Origin of the sequence: Pseudoalteromonas maris (assembly GCF_049257235.1) — a bacterium.
GTDB lineage: Bacteria > Pseudomonadota > Gammaproteobacteria > Enterobacterales > Alteromonadaceae > Pseudoalteromonas.
Window position 1 is genome coordinate 268,456 of sequence record NZ_JBMMUF010000001.1, and the last position, 22,742, is coordinate 291,197.

19 protein-coding genes and 7 tRNA genes are annotated in these 22,742 nt (G+C 45.3%); 15 read left to right on the forward strand and 11 right to left on the reverse strand.

Features of this window, described 5'->3' with window-relative positions:
- Window positions 1-205: 205 nt before the first annotated feature.
- Together AAEU32_RS01230 and AAEU32_RS01235 are read right to left on the reverse strand one after the other, a co-directional pair.
- A tRNA-Ala gene (locus AAEU32_RS01230) sits at window positions 206-281 on the reverse strand.
- Between the two features lie 185 nt (window positions 282-466).
- Window positions 467-1,204, reverse strand: coding sequence for a DODA-type extradiol aromatic ring-opening family dioxygenase (locus AAEU32_RS01235; RefSeq protein WP_421968725.1), 738 nt, complete (start codon window positions 1,202-1,204; stop codon window positions 467-469).
- A gap of 357 nt (window positions 1,205-1,561) precedes the next feature.
- Here AAEU32_RS01235 and AAEU32_RS01240 point away from each other — a divergent pair.
- From AAEU32_RS01240 to AAEU32_RS01280, 9 genes are all read left to right on the forward strand, one after another.
- A tRNA-Val gene (locus AAEU32_RS01240) sits at window positions 1,562-1,637 on the forward strand.
- 32 nt (window positions 1,638-1,669) lie between these two features.
- Window positions 1,670-1,745, forward strand: a tRNA-Val gene (locus AAEU32_RS01245).
- A 214-nt stretch (window positions 1,746-1,959) separates the two neighbouring features.
- Window positions 1,960-2,035 (forward strand) — tRNA-Val (locus tag AAEU32_RS01250).
- A gap of 131 nt (window positions 2,036-2,166) precedes the next feature.
- Window positions 2,167-2,242, forward strand: a tRNA-Val gene (locus tag AAEU32_RS01255).
- 123 nt (window positions 2,243-2,365) lie between these two features.
- A tRNA-Val gene (locus AAEU32_RS01260) sits at window positions 2,366-2,441 on the forward strand.
- A 120-nt stretch (window positions 2,442-2,561) separates the two neighbouring features.
- Window positions 2,562-2,637: transfer RNA gene (locus AAEU32_RS01265), tRNA-Val, on the forward strand.
- A 355-nt stretch (window positions 2,638-2,992) separates the two neighbouring features.
- On the forward strand, window positions 2,993-4,624 hold the full coding sequence (locus AAEU32_RS01270) for a response regulator (protein WP_421968726.1): 1,632 nt from the start codon (window positions 2,993-2,995) through the stop codon (window positions 4,622-4,624).
- An 88-nt stretch (window positions 4,625-4,712) separates the two neighbouring features.
- Window positions 4,713-6,569, forward strand: coding sequence for a DUF885 domain-containing protein (locus AAEU32_RS01275; RefSeq protein ID WP_421968727.1), 1,857 nt, complete (start codon window positions 4,713-4,715; stop codon window positions 6,567-6,569).
- Window positions 6,570-6,924: 355 nt separating this feature from the next.
- Window positions 6,925-8,208 (forward strand): diguanylate cyclase, encoded by a 1,284-nt coding sequence (locus tag AAEU32_RS01280; protein WP_421968728.1) that lies wholly within the window; start codon window positions 6,925-6,927, stop codon window positions 8,206-8,208.
- A 33-nt stretch (window positions 8,209-8,241) separates the two neighbouring features.
- Here AAEU32_RS01280 and msrB read toward each other — a convergent pair whose 3' ends face one another.
- Together msrB and AAEU32_RS01290 are read right to left on the reverse strand one after the other, a co-directional pair.
- Window positions 8,242-8,682: a peptide-methionine (R)-S-oxide reductase MsrB gene (gene msrB / locus AAEU32_RS01285; RefSeq protein ID WP_421968729.1), complete on the reverse strand. Its 441-nt coding sequence runs from the start codon at window positions 8,680-8,682 to the stop codon at window positions 8,242-8,244.
- A 20-nt stretch (window positions 8,683-8,702) separates the two neighbouring features.
- On the reverse strand, window positions 8,703-9,572 hold the full coding sequence (locus AAEU32_RS01290) for a LysR family transcriptional regulator (RefSeq protein ID WP_421968730.1): 870 nt from the start codon (window positions 9,570-9,572) through the stop codon (window positions 8,703-8,705).
- Window positions 9,573-9,664: 92 nt separating this feature from the next.
- On the opposite strand from AAEU32_RS01290, the gene AAEU32_RS01295 reads away from it, so the two are divergent.
- Window positions 9,665-10,165, forward strand: a complete 501-nt coding sequence (locus tag AAEU32_RS01295; protein ID WP_421968731.1) for a lactoylglutathione lyase family protein — start codon at window positions 9,665-9,667, stop codon at window positions 10,163-10,165.
- A 135-nt stretch (window positions 10,166-10,300) separates the two neighbouring features.
- Window positions 10,301-10,636 carry a zinc ribbon domain-containing protein YjdM gene (locus tag AAEU32_RS01300; RefSeq protein WP_421968732.1) on the forward strand — a complete coding sequence of 112 codons (336 nt, stop codon included), beginning with the start codon at window positions 10,301-10,303 and terminating at the stop codon, window positions 10,634-10,636.
- Between the two features lie 22 nt (window positions 10,637-10,658).
- Here the strand turns inward: AAEU32_RS01300 and AAEU32_RS01305 are convergent, their stop codons facing one another.
- The 7 genes from AAEU32_RS01305 to AAEU32_RS01335 form a co-directional block, all read right to left on the reverse strand.
- Window positions 10,659-11,096 (reverse strand): hypothetical protein, encoded by a 438-nt coding sequence (locus AAEU32_RS01305; protein WP_421968733.1) that lies wholly within the window; start codon window positions 11,094-11,096, stop codon window positions 10,659-10,661.
- Window positions 11,096-11,590 carry a DUF2919 domain-containing protein gene (locus AAEU32_RS01310; protein ID WP_421968734.1) on the reverse strand — a complete coding sequence of 165 codons (495 nt, stop codon included), beginning with the start codon at window positions 11,588-11,590 and terminating at the stop codon, window positions 11,096-11,098. Before AAEU32_RS01310 ends, AAEU32_RS01305 begins: the two co-directional genes overlap by 1 nt.
- The gene (locus AAEU32_RS01315) at window positions 11,587-11,931 is read right to left on the reverse strand and encodes a DUF3392 family protein (RefSeq protein ID WP_421968735.1); all 345 of its coding nucleotides are present in this window, start codon (window positions 11,929-11,931) and stop codon (window positions 11,587-11,589) included. Before AAEU32_RS01315 ends, AAEU32_RS01310 begins: the two co-directional genes overlap by 4 nt.
- 4 nt (window positions 11,932-11,935) lie before the next feature.
- The gene (gene ligA / locus AAEU32_RS01320) at window positions 11,936-13,954 is read right to left on the reverse strand and encodes an NAD-dependent DNA ligase LigA (protein ID WP_421968736.1); all 2,019 of its coding nucleotides are present in this window, start codon (window positions 13,952-13,954) and stop codon (window positions 11,936-11,938) included.
- Between the two features lie 88 nt (window positions 13,955-14,042).
- Entirely contained in the window at window positions 14,043-14,801 is a 759-nt protein-coding gene (gene zipA / locus AAEU32_RS01325) for a cell division protein ZipA (protein ID WP_421968737.1), read from the reverse strand.
- A 29-nt stretch (window positions 14,802-14,830) separates the two neighbouring features.
- A complete protein-coding gene (locus AAEU32_RS01330; RefSeq protein ID WP_421968738.1) occupies window positions 14,831-18,226 on the reverse strand; it encodes an AAA family ATPase in 3,396 nt (1,131 codons plus the stop codon).
- Window positions 18,227-18,285: 59 nt separating this feature from the next.
- Complete coding sequence (locus AAEU32_RS01335; RefSeq protein WP_421968739.1) at window positions 18,286-19,032, reverse strand: TrmH family RNA methyltransferase; 747 nt, start codon at window positions 19,030-19,032, stop codon at window positions 18,286-18,288.
- 165 nt (window positions 19,033-19,197) lie between these two features.
- Between AAEU32_RS01335 and AAEU32_RS01340 the strand changes: the two genes are divergently transcribed.
- The 4 genes from AAEU32_RS01340 (at window position 19,198) to AAEU32_RS01355 (ending at window position 22,723) form a co-directional block, all read left to right on the forward strand.
- Entirely contained in the window at window positions 19,198-20,304 is a 1,107-nt protein-coding gene (locus AAEU32_RS01340) for a YjgN family protein (protein WP_421968740.1), read from the forward strand.
- A gap of 6 nt (window positions 20,305-20,310) precedes the next feature.
- Window positions 20,311-21,324 (forward strand): M48 family metallopeptidase, encoded by a 1,014-nt coding sequence (locus AAEU32_RS01345; RefSeq protein ID WP_421968741.1) that lies wholly within the window; start codon window positions 20,311-20,313, stop codon window positions 21,322-21,324.
- A 250-nt stretch (window positions 21,325-21,574) separates the two neighbouring features.
- Complete coding sequence (cysZ, locus tag AAEU32_RS01350) at window positions 21,575-22,300, forward strand: sulfate transporter CysZ (RefSeq protein ID WP_421968742.1); 726 nt, start codon at window positions 21,575-21,577, stop codon at window positions 22,298-22,300.
- Window positions 22,301-22,318: 18 nt separating this feature from the next.
- Window positions 22,319-22,723, forward strand: a complete 405-nt coding sequence (locus AAEU32_RS01355) for a VanZ family protein (protein ID WP_421968743.1) — start codon at window positions 22,319-22,321, stop codon at window positions 22,721-22,723.
- Window positions 22,724-22,742: the final 19 nt, after the last annotated feature.

Below are 22,742 nucleotides of genomic sequence, written 5' to 3' on the forward strand. Positions count from 1 at the left end.
GACAAAAATTTGCATTTCGAAGCATTGCTTCGAGTAATTTTTGTAAGTGCGACAGCCGAGCCGGCGAGGCTAAGCGGCCTAATTACAAAAACACATGCTTTTGTCACTAGGACTGGTTATTTAAACTCTTACCATACGAGTTAATTGCAACTAAACACTCGAGGTTTAGCCTACGCGGTAGGACTGCATTTTACACTAATTGATTTGGTGGAGCTAGGCGGGATCGAACCGCCGACCTCTTGCATGCCATGCAAGCGCTCTCCCAGCTGAGCTATAGCCCCAAACCTAGCCATCAACGCTTAGCAACTTGAAGTCGCTATCTCGTTTAGTGCGGGGCGCATTCTATGCAGCCCCCTAAAATAAGTCAACACTTTTTCAGTAACTTTTTACTGACCGAAGCAATTTTAGCCAAAGCGAACAAACCTTGTTCAAGGCACTGGTATTTGTGGTTTTTTATTGTTCTATTTCAGCATTGATTTGGTATTGACCACAGTGCGAACGTTGCCAATTTACCTACCACATCTACCTGTTCAATGGTTGTCGGTGTTGATTGAGCAGCACCATAGGCTACATGCAGAGGTAAAAGGTGCTCTTCAGTAGGGTGACAAAGTCTTGCTCCAGGGGCTTTGTCCCATGCTATAAGTTGTTCTATTCGTTCGCGCTCTGAGATTGGCCCTGTCAACAATTCAGCCAACCAGGCTTCAAATGCGCGGTTGGCATTATTAGCGTGAGGTTCATCCGGCTGCCAGAACGCCTTCATGTTATGAAACGAAAATCCAGATCCCAATACAAGTACATTATCTAGATGTGAAATTGCTGCAGCTATACGCTTCCCTACTTCTATATGAAGTTGCGGATCATAATCTTGATGTATTGACACTTGCACACACGGGATATCTGCTGATGGATACATGATGGCAAGTGGAACAAATACACCATGATCGATACCTCGGTGTGTTTCAGCCTCCACGGGTACATCGAGATTATTCAGCGCATCTATAACTTGCTGGGCAACGTGAGACTCACCAAAAAGCGGGTACTCAATTGCATACGCTTGTTCTGGAAATCCATAATAGTCATAGAGTAACTCAAGATGCTTTCGTGTATTTACAAAAATACCGGGGGTTTCCCAGTGGGCACTAACAGCAATGATTGCTGTTGGCTTAGCTATAGAAGCCGCCAGCTTTTGTAATGTATTCACCATATCGGTGTGACCCTCATGTCCTAATAAAGGCAACGGCCCTCCCCCATGTGAAATAAACGCACTGTAATTCATAACCTACCCGCTAAAATTCGCTGTTAATGTTAAAGCTCATTGTTAAGCTAATCACCTTCCAATACCATGCGGTACGCGCACAGCGGCTGTTATAAGATGCACGAGTACGCGGTTACTCACAAATCAACCGATAACTGGTTAAATCACCCACTGATTGGCTATAAATCCTGCATATGAAACAAAATGTATAATTCAAGTGTTGACAGTCTTTTCTCTCTATCTATAATAGCGCCCCACAGCAACGCGGTGATTTAACAAAGTTAAAGAACAGTGTTGTGCAGATGTGGGTTGTTAGCTCAGTTGGGAGAGCATCGCCCTTACAAGGCGAGGGTCACTGGTTCAAGTCCAGTACAACCCACCACTTTTTAAGTGACACATCTGAATATTCTATATGGGTTGTTAGCTCAGTTGGGAGAGCATCGCCCTTACAAGGCGAGGGTCACTGGTTCAAGTCCAGTACAACCCACCATCATTTAGATGGAGTTAAGGTGAAATTCGATGCTCTGCATCGCACTATTTCCCTTAGCAAGGCGGGAGTTATAGGTAACAAGTCCAGTACAACCCACCATCATTTCGATGGAGTTAAGGTGAACTCGATGCTCTGCATCGCATTATTATCCTTATCAAGGCGAGGTTTATTGGTTAAGTCCAATACAACCCACCATATAGAAGCACGAAGACTCGGGTTGTTAGCTCAGTTGGGAGAGCATCGCCCTTACAAGGCGAGGGTCACTGGTTCAAGTCCAGTACAACCCACCATCATTTCGATGGAGTTAAGGTAAAATTCGATGCTCTGCATCGCACTATTACCCTTAGCAAGGCGGGAGTTATTGGTAACAAGTCCAGTACAACCCACCATTCTTTATTCAATGTCCTTAAAAACTCTATATGGGTTGTTAGCTCAGTTGGGAGAGCATCGCCCTTACAAGGCGAGGGTCACTGGTTCAAGTCCAGTACAACCCACCATCATTTCGATGGAGTTAAGGTGAATTCGATGCTCTGCATCGCACTATTACCCTTAGCAAGGCGAGGTTTATTGGTAACAAGCCAATACAACCCACCATATAGAAGAGTCGAAAAATACGTTTTGGGTTGTTAGCTCAGTTGGGAGAGCATCGCCCTTACAAGGCGAGGGTCACTGGTTCAAGTCCAGTACAACCCACCATCATTTAGATGGAGTTAAAGTGAATTCGATGCTCTGCATCGCACTATTACCCTTATCAAGGCAAGGTTTATTGGTAACAAGCCAATACAACCCACCATCTACTAAAACGTACATATCTGCGGGTTGTTAGCTCAGTTGGGAGAGCATCGCCCTTACAAGGCGAGGGTCACTGGTTCAAGTCCAGTACAACCCACCATCTACTTCTTAATATGTTTCTACGATGCTCAGCATCGCACTATTGCCCTAACAAGACGAATTTCGCTGGTTCAAAGCCAGTACATCCCACTACCTACGTGATAATTCTATTTTCTCTCAATAAGCCATAACTTTTATAAAGACTGGCAACTGTAAATTTATTGTTCAAATATCAATTAAATGGCGGCTTAGCACGCAAAAAGTCAAAGCCATTTGTTATAGCAACAGATCCCCTCCTGCCCTCTTAGTGATTAACGTATTAAAAACAGGCAATTAGAAGCTTTATTCGCGATTTACTTGTCAGCAGCTAGACTAGTTTATATAGTCAATCGAAATGGATATTTCTCTGCCTTGGTATGTCACAACAAGTAACTGGCTCTGCACATATATTAATTGTTGAAGAACAACCCTTAGCCCTGAGCTACATGAAGCAGTCTCTTGAACGCTTGGGTTACAAAGCGTTGCGCTTTGCAGAAAGTGCAAATGCGGCCAAAGAGCTGTGCAAAGACCAAAAGTTTGATCTCATCATATGCGCTTTCAACCTCAGCAAGAACCAAGATGGTTACCAACTCTACGAAGAACTCAAAGTTAAAAAATTAATTAAAGGGTCGACAGGGTTTATTTTTATATCGGCTGAGACTTCAGGTGAATTGGTACACAGTGTTTTAGAACTTCATCCCGATGACTTCTTGGTTAAGCCATTTAACACCTTCGAGCTTAAAAGTCGTATTGAGAGAATCGTCAAACGTAAACATGCCCTTAAAAGCATTTATCAACTCATTGATGACGAAAATTATTCAAAAGCAATTAGAGCGATTGATACAAAGCTGGTTGCGAACCAAGGCTATGCAGCTGTTTTACTCAGGTTAAAGGGCGACAGTTTATTACTACAAAAACACTGGGAAGAGGCAAAAACCTTCTTTAAATCAGTGTTAGACATACAGAAATTCACTTGGGCAAGAATTGGCTTAGTGGAAGCGATGATTGGCAATAATGAGCATAACCTTGCACATCGTATGTTAAAGGCCATGTTGGAGCGCCCAGAGACTAGACTAGTGGCTTATGACTTATTATCTCAATTAGAGATTAAACTAAATCAATATGACCAAGCTCAAGAATATCTTGTAGCAGCAACAACAATGGCTCCTCGCAACCTTGACCGCCAAGAAAACCTCTCGCAAGTAGCTCAAATTAATCATGATTATGAGCAAAATTACCTGACTTGTAGAGACATTGCTAAGTACGCCAAACACTCAGTACACGATTCTCCAGATGTGTATCTTAACGCTGCAAGAGCAAGTATCGATTATGCACTCACTACTGATCAAACCGATAGTATTACTCGCGTTACTCGACAAACTACCAAATATCTCAATGATTTAAAGCAACAGTTTCCCGATGCCCATCAACAAGAGCAAGTAGATGTACTCACCGCTCGTCTTCATTACTTAAACGATGAGCATCAAAAGGCAAAAATGCTGCTAGAGCAACTTGCCTCAGACGATACCCCTATTCGCTCTATTGACGCATCTTTGGATCAAGCAAAAGCGTATCATGAAGTTGGTTTTCATACGCAGGCGCAAGCTTTGTACAGCAAAATTATTGAGCATTGTGAGCGCTACCCTGAGCGCAGCTCAGAGCTACAACTTAAAAGCGCCATTCAGCAGCAAACTGAACGTAAAGAGCTACGGATGGGCCCACGGGAACTTAATAACCACGCTGTTGAAAAGTTTTCGCAAGGCAACTATTTACTTGCTTTGGAAGCCTTTACGCAAGCTTTTAGAGTCATGCCAAAAAACCGCAGCATTGCATTGAACCTACTGCAATGCCTATATGAAGGAAGTATCAGACAAGGCATGACTTTTAACCAACAATTGGCAAAACGTTGTATTGATCTGTTAGATGCCTCAGAGCTTGATGGAGAAATGGCACAGCGATACGACAAAATTAAAGAAAAGTACATCAGTAAGCACCCTCAAGCGAGTTAACTTGAGCCAATAGGCTGACCAACCTAGCATTCATCGACAAAGCCTGTATATTGTTGCCATCAACATGCCCAAAATAAATGAGTCCTATATGAATAAAATCAACGCTCTCGCGCTTGGCGTTGCCTTAGCGCTTGCTGGGTGCCAAGAGGCTCCAAGTACATCTGAGCAGCAACCTGTGTTAGAACAACAACTGCCTGGACATGAACAAGTGCACGCTGCGGTAGATGAATACACTAACACATTCATTTCACATCAAAGTGCCCTCGCTACATCTTTAAAGCTGCCAGTTGAGCAATATGGCCATTACAGCGCTAAATTGCCGGATTACTCAGTTGTTGGTATGCAACGCCTACAGCAAGATATGGCTCAAGCAGCCAGCAAGCTAAAGGCATTGCAGCATGACAAACTCGATGACAAAGACGCACTTCACCTAAAAATAAATGAGGTTATTGCCAACTATTACGCGGGCGATAGTGAGTTTGCAGCAGGTTATATCGATACATGGGGCGGCCACTTGCCGTATATCGTCAATCAGTTGTCAGGGCCACTCATTGACTTACCTAATATTCTTAAAGACCAACACGAAGTTGCATCTGAGCAAGATGCTAAAGATTATTTAGCACGACTCGAGGCACTCAGCACTGTTGCCAAGCAAGTACAAGAGAAAGTAAATGCAGATGCGCAACTAGGTGTGATATTACCCAAAGCATTGTTTCCAAATACCCTTGGATACTTGCAAAATTTCACGGCAGATTTACCGAGTGAACACCCACTTGTCAGCTCATTCAAAGAGAAACTAGCGCTACTTGATGAAATTGATGAGCAACAACGTCAAAGCTTTATTATGCAAGCACAAGAAATTGTGCGTGGCAAAATCTACCCTGCTTTTGCCGCTGTACTAAAAGATATGCAAGAACTTGAGCAACAGGCGCCAGAACAAGTAGGGATTTGGGCTCAACCCAATGGCGAAGCATTTTATCAGCACGAAATAACCTACCTTGGCGACTCTTCAATGAGCGCAGAACAAATACACCAAGTAGGATTGGATGAAGTTAAACGCATTACTGCACGCATGGATGAGATCCTCAAAGCTAATGGCTACGTTGAAGGCACTGTGAATGAGCGTTTACAGCAACTCAATGAAGATCCGCGCTTTTTATACCCAGATAGTGATGAAGGCCGTGCTGAACTGTTGGAATTTTTACGTGGCGAGATCACTCATATTAACGAAAAAGCGCCTGAGTATTTCTCAACATTACCACCACAAGAAGTACAGGTACGTCGTATTCCTGTCGCTGTTGAAGCAGGCTCTGCGGGCGGCTATTACAATCCACCGTCACTCGATGGCTCTCGTCCTGGGGTGTTTTATATTAACCTCAAAGACATGAAAGCCGTGCCTAGCTTTGGCATGAAAACTTTGACCTATCACGAGGCTGTACCGGGGCATCATTTCCAAATTGCTTTGAATATGTTGCAACAAGACATCGGCTTGATGCGCCAAAACGCTTCTTTCAATGCGTATGTCGAAGGTTGGGCTCTTTACTCTGAGCTGGTCGCTTACGAAATGGGCATGTATGAAAATGATCCATTTGGGGATCTTGGTCGTCTCCAAGCAGAAGTATACAGAGCGGCACGTTTAGTCGTTGATACGGGTCTGCATCATAAAAAGTGGACTCGTCAACAAGCGATTGATTACTTCGCCCAAGCAACAGGCAGCCCAATGGGTGATGTGGTTCCAGCCATTGACCGTTATATAGCATGGCCTGGGCAAGCGCTTGGCTATAAGCTCGGAATGATTAAATTGGTAGAACTTCGTGAACGAGCCAAAGAAGCCCTAGGCGACAAATTCGACATCAAGGCCTTCCATGATGTCATCTTGTTATCTGGTGCACGTCCTATGACAATTGTTGAACAGGACGTAAACGCTTGGATAAGCGCACACTAATAATGACAAAGGGCTCCTTGGAGCCCTTTTCCTTGTTCGTCACACCGATAGTAAAGCACTCGCCCAGCGCATATAAGGTGGTGTATTACATGTCGCTGCAAATTCGAGCATGTGAATTCTTGGTATTATGTACTTTTGCAGCAGTCATCGGGTTCAACCAAAGGTCAACATTCTCCACGATTTAGTACCTAAATCACTATAAATAGTAAGGTTAATATGGCTATATCGTTATTATTTATGCTACTTTTATTTTAGGGCACGAGTGAATTCATCGTCCTGAAATAACAAGTAAAGATGGACTTTACTGGCAGCTGTTAGTTGTGCACATAGCACTAGCAAAGTATCCAAGGTAAATATGAAGCTAAAAAACATCGACGCCCCAAAAATTATAGAGTCACTTAAAGAAGGTGTCGTTGTTCACAATGCTAATACTGAAATCCTCTACGCCAACTCTCGCGCACTGACTCTCCTGCGCTTAAGTGAAGATCAAGCCATGGGCAAAGATGCTCTGGATCCCAAATGGCGATTTATCAATACCGCTCAGCAACCCCTCCCTCTCGAAGAATATCCAGTAAATAAGGCAATCACCCAAAAGGGGCCTGTGTCAAATATTGAGGTGGGGATCTGTGACAGTTCACAATCCAAAACTACGTGGGTGTTATGTGATGCTTATCCGCACATGAATGAAAATAATGAGGTGGAGTATGTTGTTGTTACATTTTGGGAGTTAGCAGCAGATAAGTTCTTGCTGCCCTTTGAAGCTATTTTTGCCAACGCCAATGATGTCATTGTCATTACCGAAGCTAACACCATTGAAAAAGCCGAAGGCGGGCCAAAAATTGTTTATGTTAATCAAGCTTTTACTGAACTTACAGGCTATGAGCCTGAAGAAGTTATCGGTAAAACACCGCGGATGTTACAAGGCAAAGAGACCTGCCCTGAAACGAGAAAGCGGGTGAGAAATGCATTGCTTAATCAGGAATCTGTTCGCGAGTCTATCTACAACTACTCAAAGTCGGGAATTGGCTACTGGCTTGATATGAATATATTCCCATTGAAGAATGCGGTTGGTGAACTCACTCACTTTGCGGCTGTTGAACGTGATATTACCGAGCAAAAGCTTATGGAAGCTGAGCTCAGAGATATCGCTTCCAAAGATCAACTCACTAATTTACTCAATCGCAGAGGCTTCTACGATGAAGTAAATCGAGTTATTGGCCTGCATCCGATCCACGGCACAGCAAGCGTCGCGATGATAGATCTGGATCACTTTAAACGTGTCAATGATACCTACGGTCACGAATGTGGTGACAGAGCATTACAGTTAGTCGCTAAGAAGCTCAAAGCCTCATTTCGTGGCAGTGACTTATTATGCCGTTTTGGTGGTGAGGAATTTGTAGTTGTGTTGCCCAATGCCAAGCTCGCCGACAGCCAAATCAAATTGGACGAGTTTAGGCAGATGGTCGCCGACTCTACTTTAAAACTCAGTGATGTACACACCACACGTATAACACTGAGCATTGGCTTGACCTATATCGACAGCCACACTAAATCGTTTGAACACGCCCTTAAAGAAGCTGATAAAGCTCTCTACGAAGCCAAAGCAACAGGGCGTAATCGCACTATCGTGTTTGCTTAATTAACGCCAAATGCTTGCCAAAGTGCCTATCTTCTATGCCTTCTTGATTGCAGCAGCGTTAATACAATAACGCAAATATGACGGCGCAGGACCATCTGGAAATACATGCCCTAAGTGCGCATCGCATACACTACATACTGTCTCTACACGGCTCATACCGTGACTCATATCGCCAATATAGGCAATGGCATTGTCTGATGCTGGTTGGGTAAAAGACGGCCAACCACTGCCGCTGTCAAACTTTTCATCACCGTCAAACAACACGTTGTCGCAACATACACAATGATATCGCCCCGGTTCAAACACAGTGCAAGACTCACTGCTAAATGGCCGCTCAGTGCCCTTCATTCTGGTCACGTAAAACTGCTCTTCAGTTAAAATCTCGCGCCACTGCTCGAGTGTTTTTTCAACGCGCCTATCCGGTGCAAGGTTACCCTTGGCGCTATAGTGAAGGATAGTTTTCCAATCAAGCATATCTCTCTCCAAAAGAACGGCTATAGGTATTTGCGAGCCTGTTCAATAATAGACTTTACCCTATTTTGCATTACTTTCCCGCGTTGCCAACACAAATACAGTGTTTCACAGACCTCATGAGTTAGGTGATGCACTCGGATCCCTTGTTGTTGCGCAAATGCATTCACAGCATGTGCTGGCAATACGGTAAAGCCTAATCCGCGGCTCACTGGCTCCAAAATGAGATGTATTTGATTACAAAAGCCGCTTTTATGGAATAAGTCACTGTGATTGAACTGCCGATAGTTGGCACTCAACAACAAATGGGCATGATGGGCACCATCGGGGTGATCAATAAAGCCAAGTTCACATAGAACCGGCCAACTTGGTTCCTCAATATCGACAGGCGTCACCAATAGCAAAGGCTCGTTGGCAATGACCTCGCTGCACACCTGCGCCGAGGTTGATGGCCGAGTCATAAAGCCAACATCAACATCACCTCGCTCAAGTGCCTGTTGGATACTCGAATTTGGAGCAAAACGATAATCAACAGCAAGCTTGGCGTGTTGCTGTTGTAACTCGAGCAAGTGCGGGTATATTTTCAGGCCCACACTGCCCGGTGACATAATGCGAACTAGTCCTTCAAAAGGAGGGTCGGCAACAACAGTTTGCTCTAAGTTAGTCAATGCCAAAAAGACTGAATCGGCTTGCTCGAGTAACCGCTCTCCTGCATCAGTTAATTTAAACTGCTTTTTAGCACGGATGATTAAGGCCACCCCCAACTGCTCTTCAAGCTTATTAATATGTTGACTAACACCAGACTGAGTCATGTACAAACGTTCAGCAGTGCGTGTGAAGTGCCCCACTTCGGCAAGCGTACAAAATGTTTTCAACCAAGTTAAATTGATCATTACATAATATGATTAGAATAATGAATTTTGATAATTGTACATAATTTACTCCACTTTGTATTCTGATGTTATTGATACACAGGAGACAAATTATGAGTCACGTTTACCCACGCAACTTTTCGCACATTGGTATTTCCGTTCCAGATCTAGAAAAAGCAGTAGAGTTTTACACGCAAGTGCTTGGCTGGTATTTGATCATGAAACCAACACAAATCGAAGAAGATGACAGTGCCATTGGTGAAATGTGCACAGACGTGTTTGGTGCAGGTTGGCAACGCTTTCGTATTGCCCACTTATCAACGGGTGACCGCATTGGCGTAGAGTTATTTGAATTTAAAAATCAAACAAACCCTGAAGATAACTTCGAATATTGGAAAACAGGCATTTTCCATTTCTGCGTGCAGGACCCGAATGTTGAAGAACTTGCTGAGCGTATCGTTGCTGCCGGTGGTAAAAAACGCATGGAAAAGCCTCGCTATTACTATCCAGGTGAAAAGCCATACCGCATGATTTATATGGAAGACCCATTTGGAAATATTTTAGAAATTTACAGCCACAGCTACGAATTAATCTACAGCGAAGGCGCATATTAAACGCAAAAGGGGTGCTGTTGTAAGCGCCCTTTTTTGATCTTGCACAGCATTTTTGTAATACCTCACACGAAAACTCGCTATCTCGCTGTGATACCATTATTATGCTTGCTCATTTTTGCTAACGAGAATTTTATTATGTCGCTTCCTCCTTGCCCTAAATGCAACTCTGAATACGTATACGAAGACCAAACAAACTTGGTCTGCCCAGAGTGCGCCTACGAATGGAACCCGAACGAAGTTGCTGATGAGGATACCGTTATCGTCAAAGATGCAAATGGCACGGTATTAAGTGAAGGTGACAAAGTGACGGTTGCTAAGGACCTCAAAGTGAAAGGCAGCTCACAAGTCATTAAAATAGGCACCAAAGCGCTAGTTCGACGAATTCTTGATAAAAAAGACCATGAACTCGATTGTAAAGTGGATGGTGTAGGCGAGATGATGGTAACCGCAGCGTTCGTTAAAAAAGCCTAAAACACGCCCTAGGTAATCAATATCAGTTGATTACCTTTACTTTTGTGTCTGCCAGCACACTTTGCATGTGTTGGCGCAATTGCTGTGCCTCCCCCACTACACTTAGCGAATAATTCACGGTTTTCGTATTAATGTCGATACGATGCTCGCTCAGTGATACCGAATCAATATCCGCAAGTGTGATGCTCTGCCAATTACCTTGGAAATCAAACAATCCCGCCAACGAGCACACACGAAGTTGTCCTTGCTCTCGTAAAACGAAGCGGCTAACGTGGTTTCTATGGCGAAATATTGGGGTTAACCGATATAAGCAAGAACTCAGTGCCAACGTATACACACTCGCTATTGTTAGAGCCACAACTCCCCATGCTTGCGCTAGGTACACCAAAGCGATTGTGGGCAGTAATGCGATCAAGGTTACTTTAAATAATAAAACATCCACAGCACGCGGCGATGACATCAAGGTTCCTTAGACTGAGTTTTGCTCTCAAGCTCATCTGGCCAATCAGCGAAAAACACTTTTAAATATCGGCTGCGCAGTAAAAACAATAGCACCCACGCAACGCCAACAGCTTGAATCGCAATATAAAACGAAAATTTATAATGCTGCTGAGATGCTTGCAAAATTAACCACCCCAAATCGAGTAGCGCACAGATGATAAGCGGCCAGCGCATAACCGGCCACATCGCTTTGAATAATGGTTTTGCGCCAGGGCGGCGAAATGAATAAACCGTTGCTGGTAAAATGGCGACTGCGGCAATACCAAGAGCAATAAAGAAGTCACTCTTTTGAGCATAGACTAGGGCTACTAAGTCTAATTCTGGACGACGCGATATCGCCGCAAAAACCCAAATCAGATAAGGCCTAAGCAACACAATCAAGGCTAAGGTAAAGCCTATAGGCGTGCGATACGCCCCGTGCTTATCCCAATACTCTGGCCCGTACACTTTCACAGCTGTGACTTCCTATCAGCTAACACCCCTACCAAGATGAACGCTGCCAGCGCAGTAAGTGGTAAATACGTTGTACCAAAGAGCATCAGCGCCTGAGCCATGAAGGGACTTACCCACAAAGTCAGTACACCGAGACCAAAAGCGCTCACTAGCACAAACACTAATGTGCGCAGCAAAAAGTGCTTACCTGCCACAATTTTCTTGATGGCCTTAATCACATCACCCGCATAGAGGCCGATAATACACACTACAAATACCAGAGCAATATCCCCTAGATACGGAGATAGCCATTGACCTAGACGGTAAAGCCCCGACTGTAGCCAAGATACAAAGCCATCCATCGTCCTAGCCTCCGTGTTGCTCAAGCAGCGCGATTAAGTCGTCTTCGCTAAGTACATCAACACCTAACTCTGTTGCTTTGGTGAGCTTAGAGCCTGCTTTTTCACCTGCGATAAGCGCATGCGTTTTCGCTGATACACTGCCGGCGACTTTCGCTCCCAACGCCTGTAATCGCGCCTTGGCATCGTTTCGGCTTAAACTACTCAACGTACCGGTAACCACGTATGTTAAACCACTAAGTGGTTGCTCACTTTCACTTTTTACTTCTAAAGCTGGCCAATTCACCCCCTCTGCAAGCAAAGCGGTAACCACTTTTTGATTGGACTCTTCACTAAAGAAGCTGTGAATGTGTTTCGCAACTATTTCGCCGACATCACTGACCTCTTGCAAGTTGTCAATACTCGCAGCCATGATGGCATCTAATGTTAGATAATGGTTCGCTAGATTTTGCGCTGTCGCTTCACCCACCTCGCGAATACCAAGAGAATAAATAAACTTAGCGAGGGTCGTTGTTTTTGCAGCCTCCAGCGCAGCAACTAAGTTAGCAGCCGATTTCGGCCCCATGCGCTCTAAGCTCTCAAAGTGACCTTGACGCAGCTGAAATAACTCTGCAGGAGTATGAATAAGCTCGCGCTCCACCAGCTGTTCAACAATTTTATCGCCAAGACCATCGATATCCATGGCTTTGCGTGAAGCAAAGTGCTTGATTGCTTCTTTACGTTGTGCCGCACACACAAGACCGCCACTGCAACGCGCCACGGCTTCGCCTTCAATGCGCTCAACATGTGATGCACACACCGGGCAGTGCTCTGGGAAAACAATATCTTTGGCATCTGCAGGGCGGCGCTGCAACACCACTTGTGTGATTTGCGGAATCACATCACCCGCACGGCGCACCACCACGGTATCACCCACTTTTACGCCTAAACGTGCTATCTCATCACCATTGTGCAAGGTTGCATTTGAAACAGTCACACCACCAACATAAACCGGTTCAAGTCGCGCCACCGGCGTAATCGCGCCAGTTCGGCCAACTTGGAACTCCACATCCTGAAGTACTGTGATTTCTTCTTGGGCAGGAAACTTAAAGGCAATGGCCCAGCGTGGCGCTCGAGCAACAAAACCCAGTTGTGCTTGGGCATCCTTGTCATTCACTTTGATCACTACACCATCGATTTCATATTTTAATTCGCCACGGCGAGTTAAGATATCTTGATAGTAAGCAATCGCTTGGGCCGCACCATTGACTAATTTGGTCTCAGGACACAAAGGCAGGCCCCAATCTTTTAGCTGATGGAGTTGCTCAAAGTGGCCATTTGCCAGCTCTGCTCCCGTTACTTGACCCATTGAGTAGGCATAGAACATCAGTGGGCGCTTTGCGGTAATTTTAGAATCTAATTGACGCAGACTCCCCGCTGCAGCATTACGTGGGTTCGCGAACACCTTAGAGTCATTCTCTTTGGCTTGCTCATTGAGGCGATGAAAACCTGCTAAATCCATAAAGACTTCACCGCGCACTTCTAACTCGTGTGGATAATCACCACGTAGCTTCAATGGAATGTTACGTATGGTCTTTACATTTTCAGTGATGTTTTCGCCTACTTGACCATCACCCCGAGTTGCAGCCTGAACCAGCACACCATCACGATACAAAATAGAAACAGCCAAACCATCTAGCTTTGGTTCACAACAAAACACCTGCTCTTGGCTTGACGATAAACGCTCTTGAATGCGCTTATTAAAGGCATTGAATTCATCTTCATCAAAGGCATTATCCAACGACAACATCGGTACTTGGTGTGTCACCTGTGAAAACTTACTAAGCGCCGCGCCACCGACTTTTTGGCTGGGAGAATCTGCTGTGATTAAATGCGGGTGCTGGGACTCAAGGCCCTGAAGCTCTCGCATCAGGCGGTCATACTCAGCATCAGGAATACTTGGGTTGTCTAGCACGTAGTAGTTGTAATTATGCTCTTCTAAACTGGCACGAAGCTGTGCAATAGTTTGCTCAGGCGTGAGACTCATATCTACCTCGATAAAAAAGCCACCCTTTGGTGGCTTAGTTCAAATATGTTTACCGTTGATAACTGCGCTGTGCACGCACTTATCGGGTTTATGCATACTCGCGGACTTTCTCCACGTATTCGCGCACCGTGTTTACACTTAACGGTTCGCGTTGATGATCTAGCAGTTGCGCGCCAAATTCATCCGCTAATTTTTTCGCGGCACTGTGTAACATGTTGAACGTTGCCATAGCTTCCCCCTCATTAGGCAAGGTCATAAATAAACTTACGCCCGCTGTTGAGAATTGCTCCATGTTATCAATATCGAATGTGCCTGGATTGTACATGTTCACCATACGAAACAGGATTGGACCTTGACCACTGGCTTGTTCATGGCGATGGAAAAAACCATCATCTGAATATTTAAAACCCAATGTAAGCACCAGTGGTAAAAGCTTAGCGCCTTGCATTTGTAAGCCTTCAGGCATATGAACGTGAATGATCACAAAATCTTCTGGCTGCACTTCGGGCTCTGACTCTGACGACGTGGCTTGAGCAGGCTCTAAGTTATCACCTGCATCCTCGTCAAAGTCGAAGCTACCAATGCTTGGCTCATTCTCATCCAAGGCACTGAAACTCGGCTCTTCACGCTCGGTATCTATGCTCGGCTGGGCTGGCGCAGACTGGGGCTGTGCACTTGCTGGCGGTTGTTCTGTTGCAGGCTCTTTTATGTCAGGGGCTTGCTTGTGTGCAGGTTGGTTTTCAACTGCATTGGTTCTTTTACGCACTGACCAAAGGCCATGAATCAGTAAACCACCAATGACTAACGCACTGATTAGAATTAATACCCATCTGAGATCTTCGGCCATCCCCTCACCTTTATTCTTAGTTTATTCAATTAACTGGCTTGAGCCATTTCTACTGCTTGCTCAATATCCACCGCGACCATGCGTGACACCCCGGGCTCTGCCATAGTAACACCGGTCAAACGCCCCGCCATTTCCATGGCTATCTTGTTATGGCTGATATACACAAATTGTACTGTTTGCGACATTTCTTCCACTAGACGGCAAAAACGGCCAACGTTGGCATCATCTAATGGTGCGTCCACCTCGTCAAGCATACAAAACGGGGCTGGATTGAGTCTGAATATCGAAAACACCAATGATAATGCGGTCAGCGCTTTTTCTCCACCACTTAACAGATGGATTGTGGAATTTTTCTTTCCTGGAGGCCTTGCCATAATGGCAACACCACTTTCAAGTAGGTCATCACTGGTTAACTCTAGGTACGCAGAGCCACCACCGAACACTTTCGGGAACAACTCTTTGAGATCATCATTGATTTGCTCAAAGGTCTCTTTAAATTGCGCTTTAGTTTGCCTGTCTATTTTAGCAATCGCACTTTCGAGTGTATCCAATGCATTGGTTAAGTCTTCAAGCTGCTCATCAAGATACTGCTTGCGCTCTTTGGCACTGGCGAACTCTTCAATCGCGGCAAGGTTTACCGCGCCCAAGCCATCGAGCTTTTTATCTATGGTTGTCAGTTGCGCTTGCCAACGCCCGACTGCTGCATCTTGTTCTAAATTATCAAGCACCCTCTTCAAGGTAGTATTGAGCTCGTCTAACGGTGCAAGCGCTTGTTGTGCCTTGAGTGTTAATGCTTGCTCTTCAATCAGGGCCTGTTGAATTTGCTCTTGTAGCAATTCGCGCTGTTGCTCACCTTGAGCCAATTTTTCTTTGTTTTGTTGAAATTGTGCTTGCGCTTGCTCGAGTTGCCCTTGAAGCTCAAGTTGCTGCGCGCTCAATTGCTCTTTTTGCTCTAGCAGCTGCTCTATTTGTTCACTTTGAACTTCTACGGGCTCGGCAAGTTCCATTTGTTGTGCTTGCGCATCCTCAATCGCTTGCTCAGCTTGCTCAAGCTCACGCTTAATATTGGCTTGCTTACTTTGACTTAAGCTGAGTTCGCTGTTTAAACGCTCGGTAGTTACCTTGGCATCGCTGAGCTGATGTTGCAGCTCTTGAGTTCGCAGCTGCGCTTGTTTGAATGCTTGCTGAGCTTGTTCATAGGCACTTTTGTGCGCCGCCGTACTGTGTTGAGCTGAATCAAGTGTTTCTTGCGCTTGTTCGATACGTGCATCAAGCTGCTCAAGTTCTAAATGAGCGAGCTCTAGCTGCTCGTCGAGCGCTTGTTCTTTGCTGTGCAAACGCGCAAGTTCTCGCTGCCAATGTTGCTCCTGCTCTTTAAGTAGCTCTTGTCGCGTCTGCATACTAGCAAACGCTTTAGAGTGCTCATGCACTGCTTGCTTGGCTTGCTCCAGCGCTGATTTTATCTCCACTCGCTCAGCGTTAAGATCGGCAAGTTCATGCTCATACCCAGGGAGCTTCGCCTCTAACGCATGTAATTGAGTGTCTAAATCCTGCACCTGCTGGCGCTGTGCCAACACACCAAGCTGTTCTTGATTGGCTTGCAAACGCCAATGACGCCCATGTAAGTCACCTTGGCTATCAACTACAGCCAACCATTGTGGCTGTTCAAGCATGGCAATATCTGCTGATTCACTGTAGGCAATACGGTGCAATAAGTCTGGATAAGCGCCACTGAGAACATATTGAGCCACACTACCTTCGGGCGCTTGCTCTGTTGACTCATGCAACCAACTGCCACTTTGTTCTAGGTTTATCTGTAGTTGACGTAACTGCATTAGCGCAGCTTCAACGATGTGCTCAAAACCACTTTGCACTTCAAGCTGAAATAAAATGTTATCTGCTTGCGCAGCGTCTTCATCCTGCAATACCGATTTTATCGCATCACGTTTTGCTCTTAACTGCGCTGCGGTGCTTTTTGCTTGCTGGCAGTGGTCATTAGCAAGGGCTAAATCTTCATTATTCGCTTGCAACGCCTGTTCATATTTAAGCTGCTCGCTTTGTGCTTTGGCAACGGCCGCTGTCAGTGCTTTGCTGTGTTGTTCACAGTCCTGCAGTTGTTGGTTAATGGACGCGTCGTTGTGTCTGCTCAACGCTGCATGATTTTCTTGTGCCTGTTGTTGCAGGCTGCGCAGCCTTGCAGCCGCAGTTTGGTGTTCATGGCGGCTTTGTTGCAATTGCCGCTCACTTTGAAACACGCGCTGTGAATTTTCATGCTGTTGCAATTGCAATTGCTCAAAATGCTCATTGGCCTCATCTTGCACCGCTTGCGCTTGGTGTAACATGGCACTGAGCTCTTCGGTGAGCATCGCTTGCTCTTCACAACGAGATTCATGGCTTTTTACATAGTCACTTTGTTGCAGCTGGGCATCATGCAACTGTGCAAGTTGTTGCTGATACTGGGCAATAGATGTTTGCAACTGATGTAAACGCTGCTTGGTATGTATTTGTTGTTGCTCCAAACGTGCAAGTTGATTGTCGGTTTGGAACATCTGTTGTTGGTTATGGCTCAATGCAGCGGAGGTGTCATCGAGACGCTGCTGGTACGCTCCAAGCACATCTTGTTCGCCACGCTGAGCATCTTTAAAGAAATTCAGCTCGTCTTTTAATTTGCTTAACTGCTGTGACTGCTGCACTTGTTGTTGGTGTAACTTTTGCCATTTCAAAACGGCCAATTCACCTTTGTATTTACGCTGTTGTGCTTTGAGTTCACGATATTCACTGGCCTGCTGTGCTTGACGCTCTAGTTTATCAAGCTGGCTTTGTAGCTCTGCACGGACATCCAACAAACGCTCTAAATTTTCTTTGGTGCTACGAATGCGAGTTTGTGTCTCTCTGCGGCGCTCTTTATATTTTGAAACGCCTGCGGCTTCCTCAATAAATACCCTAAGCTCGTGGGGTTTACTCTCGATTAAGCGAGAGATCATGCCTTGCTCGATAATGGCATAACTGCGCGGTCCAAGCCCCGTCCCTAGGAAGATATCGGTGATATCACGTTTACGGCATTTACTGCCATTGAGGTAATAGAGAGATTGGCCGTCGCGCGTAACAACACGCTTAATAGCCACTTGGTTGCGCGAAGCAAGCGTGCCTGGAAGGCGACCTTGGGTGTTATCAAAAACCAGCTCAACCGAGGCTTGAGAGACAGGCTTTCGCGTGGCCGCACCATTAAAGATGACATCTGTCATGGCGTCGCCGCGCAAGTTTTTCGCCGAGCTTTCGCCAAGCACCCAACGCACAGCATCAATGACATTCGATTTACCACACCCATTTGGCCCAACGACACACGTCATTGCGTCGGGGAAAGGGATTTTAGTGGCATCAACGAACGATTTAAACCCTGCCAGTTTTATGCTGCTTAAGCGCATTCACGCCTCATTATTATGATTATTTTTATAATTAGCGATTACGGTCGATATGAAGCGGCTTATGCACCGCAACAACGTTTTATATTATCTAAAATAATGCCACTGGCAATAGCTACGTTGAGTGATTCAGCGCCTCCATAACCTAAAATGGTGATGCGTTCACTAACATGCTCAGCCACAGGTTCACTGATACCATGGGATTCACTGCCCATTACCAGAATCCCTTGCTCAGCGAATTCGGTGGTATGAAGGTTTGAGCCACCTAAAAATGCGCCATACACAGGCTTATCTGTGTTCGCTAAATATGCTGGCAAATCAACATGGTGACACGACACTCGCGTAAACGACCCCATGCTTGCACTGATCACTTTAGGGTTAGTTGGATCGGCACAGTTGTCTGATAACAAGACTTGCGAGAACCCATACCAATCAGCCAGACGAATAATCGTACCCAAGTTGCCCGGGTCGCCCACACCATCAAGAGCTAACTGCCACGGAGTATCGTCGAGCGTTGACTCTGCGATGGGCGCCACGGCAATCGCATCGTTATTTGTCACCAAAGTGCTCACTTTTGATAGTTCAGCCTCATCGCAGTGATGGACATCTCGGCTATCAAGTCGTGCGGTGATGTATTTACTATGTTCAGCAATAAAATCAGCGCTGGCGTAGAGTTGTGCGACAGGGTGCTCGCTTTGCAGCAACTCTTGAACATTTTTGGCGCCTTGCACTAAAAACTGCCGCTGTTGCTTGCGATATTTCTTTTGACCCAACTGGCGCAGCAATTTTTGCTGATTTTTAGAGAGCATAGAGCGATGCCTTAGCGATAAAACAGAGTGAATGAGCTTTATTATACACATGCTTTTAGGCAAAACAGAGGGTAAATAAAGTTGTTCACTAGAGTCTGTTGCAATGGCCATGAGTTAACGTTAAATTAACCCTTGTTTAAAAAACAAGAACATGGATACAGTCAAATGGACTTACACACCCCCTCAGTAGAATCAGCGCAACCCAGCAGTTTTGTACCTTATTCACGTCGTCTTGATTTTAGCGGTAGAGCGAATGAGTTTTTCTCTATTTGGATTGTTAATATCGTGCTGACGTTACTGACCCTCGGCATATACTCAGCGTGGGCAAAAGTCAGAACGAAGCGCTATTTTTATGGGCACACCCAATTAGATGGCCATCGCTTTGACTATCTAGCTAACCCGATACAGATTTTAAAAGGACGAATTTTAGCGTTCTTCTTCTTTGCACTTTACGCGATTACAGGACATTTCAACCCTGGATTGGGGCTGTTAATCATGTTCATTTTCGCCTTTTTAATGCCTTGGGTCGTCAATCAGGGCATGCGCTTTAACATGCGGATGAGCCGTTATCGCAATATTCGCTTTAGTTTTAATGGCACATATGGTGAAGCCTTTGTGGTATTTATTTTATTGCCTGTGTTGAGTCCATTTACGCTCTATTTGTTACTGCCATATGTATTCAAACGTATTGATCAGTACTTACACAGTAACATTGAATATGCAGGTGAACCTGTCAGTGTGGAAACCAAAGGGGGTGAATATTACCTAGCAGCACTCATGGCTTCTGTGGCGTCAGGTATTCTGTTTGCGGTATTTATGGCAATAGGCACATCATTGAGTTCTATTTTTGGTGCTGCTTTTGGCACTCATGATTCTTCACCTGACGCTGTAAATGTCGCCAGTGGCATCGCCTTTTTCACCTTTATGGTCGTTTACATGTTCGTTTTGGCTGTTGCATCAGGGATATATCAAACTGTGATCCGCAATCACCTGTTCAATAGTAGTGAGATTGATGACATCGCTGACTTTAAATCTGACTTACAAATTGTTGATTACACGCTGTTATTACTGACAAACGCCATTGCCATTGTGTGCTCATTGGGGCTTGCCTACCCTTGGGCGAAAATACGTAAAGCCCGTATGCTCACTCAAGCGACCGAAGTTACGTTTTTGATTGACCCACAACGCTTAGAAGACCAGTTAGGTGAGCAAGACTCTTCCTTTGCAGAAGAAGCAGCTGATTTGTTCGATATAGACTTATCTTTAGGATAATCACGCATGCAAGTTGATGGTATCTACTATGCAAAAAACCAGAGCCTTAGCAAAGAGGTGACGCTTAGGCTCAGCGATTTCGGCGTGACTATTTACGAAAGCGGCAAGACACTAGCGCAGTATTCACGCTATCAGCAAGGGCAACAAATCTCTGGTCTTCCTGTTGATTTGAACTTTGAAGATGGCAGCCGTTTTGTCCCTCATGACCCCACTCACAGGTGGCCGTGTGAGTCGAAGATAGATGCGATGATTGAGTCTGTCGAAAAACATAAAGTGGCGCTATTAGGGTGTGTTATTGCCAGCGTCTTCTTAGTGTGGGCGTTATTTTTTAAAGTGATCCCCGGCGCAGCAACGGTTACGGCAAAGGCGTTACCTGACTCCGTAGTTCAATCTATGTCGGAGCAATCCTTAAAAGCGATTGAATGGGCGTATCTTGAACCAAGCCAGCTGAAATCTGAGCATCAGCAACACATTAACGCAATGTGGGACGATCACATTGCGTTAATACAAGACCCACCGGTTAACCTCAAATTGCACTTCTACAGTGCCCCTGATATTGGCGCAAATGCCTTTGCACTACCTGATGGCCAGGTGATCCTTACCGATGAATTAGCGCTTCTGCTAGAAGATAACGACACTGCTTTGTTGAGTGTATTACTGCATGAAATCGGTCATGTTGAACACCAGCATGGTATCACCCTTGCGGCACAATCAGCGGGCGCTTCTGTAGCTCTAGCATTACTATTTGGCGATTTAGAGGGCTTTGCAGAAGTCATCATAGGCACGGGTTCCACCGTATTGCAGCAGCAGTTTTCACGTGACATGGAGCGCCAAGCAGACACTTATGCCCTCGAACAATTGTCAGCGTTGGGCTACTCGCCTGCGGCTTTCGCTGATGCCATGCGGGCACTTGCTCAAGCACACGACGTGGAAGACGAAAACAGTAGCCATCTGATGCGCTATTTATCATCTCACCCTTCGATGCAAGAGCGCATCAAGCGCGCCGAGGACAGTCAATAAAGTGCGTTTGGCCCAACACTCTTAGGCATGTTGACCTTTGAGGTATGAATTTTGTTCAAATCAAAGGCTTTCAATGCTAGGAATGGGTCATGGTGCATAGTGAACTATGTTCATGACCCATGACAACGCAGTGTACGCCTTTGGGCTGCGCCCTTGAGCCTGTTGCAATATTTGCTTACCACTAAGGGCTTTAAAAACCACTCACCTTAGATATACTGCTATCAGTAAAAACTAAACCTCGAGGTAAAGCATGCAGTTAGGTCGCGGATTTGAGTACTTTTTCAGTGGCTTCTCAATGATCACAGAAAAAGGTCTTAAGCGCTTCGTTTTGATCCCCCTATTAATCAACTTCGTGATTTTTGGTACGTCGCTATTTTTCATTTATGGCTGGCTGACGGATGCGTTCGCGTGGATAAATGCACAACTCCCTGAGTGGCTCTCTTGGTTAGAATGGCTGTTATGGCCTATGGCTTTATTTGTGGTGCTTTTCAGTTATTCAATGATTTTCACGGTGATCACCAATTTTATAGCCGCACCATTTAACGGCATATTGAGTGAAAAAGTGGAGCTGCACCTCACAGGACAACGTGTGAATGACGATGGTTTACTCGATACCATGCGTGATGTACCACGCATGCTAGGTCGTGAATGGACCAAGTTGTGCTACTACCTACCAAGAGCACTGGTGTTTTTCATTTTGTTATGGCTGCTTCCAGTCATCGGACAAATACTCTGGGCGCTATTCACGTGTTGGATGTTCGCGGTGCAGTATAAAGACTATGCCTTTGATAACCATAAAGTGAGCTTTGGCGACATGAAGCGTGATTTAAAAGCTCACCAAGGGTTGTCCTACGGTTTTGGCGCCGGAGTGATGCTGTGCGCCATGATCCCAATTTTAAACATGATAATCATGCCTGTAGCGGTCTGTGGCGCAACTAAACTGTGGGTTGAAAACTACCGTACAAACTACCGCTAACTGATGAAGGGTGCCAAAATGAAACGGAATTTCGTGCCACTTATGAGCATATTGGCATTCGCTTTTGCCTGCTTTTTAGTCTGGATCATCTACCTTGCTAATACAGGTCAGTCGAGCGTCTTCTTTGAAGTTGTTCGTAGAATACCTTATGGCGATAAACTAGGGCATTTCCTACTTTTCGGTATGATGACCGTGTTGGCCAGTTTCGCTTTGCAAGCAAGGCATACTTACCTAGGCACGGTGAAGCTGTACTTTGGCGCAATTGCCGTGTTTAGCTTCGCCTTAGTTGAAGAAGTCAGCCAAGCGTTTGTGGCTACACGTACTTTTGATTTGGTTGATTTAACTGCGGATGTGTTAGGTATCGCAACTGCCAGCTACTTCGTATCATTACTGGTTAATACCTATAAAAAAAGCCAGAGTTAATCTGGCTTTTCGTTAAATT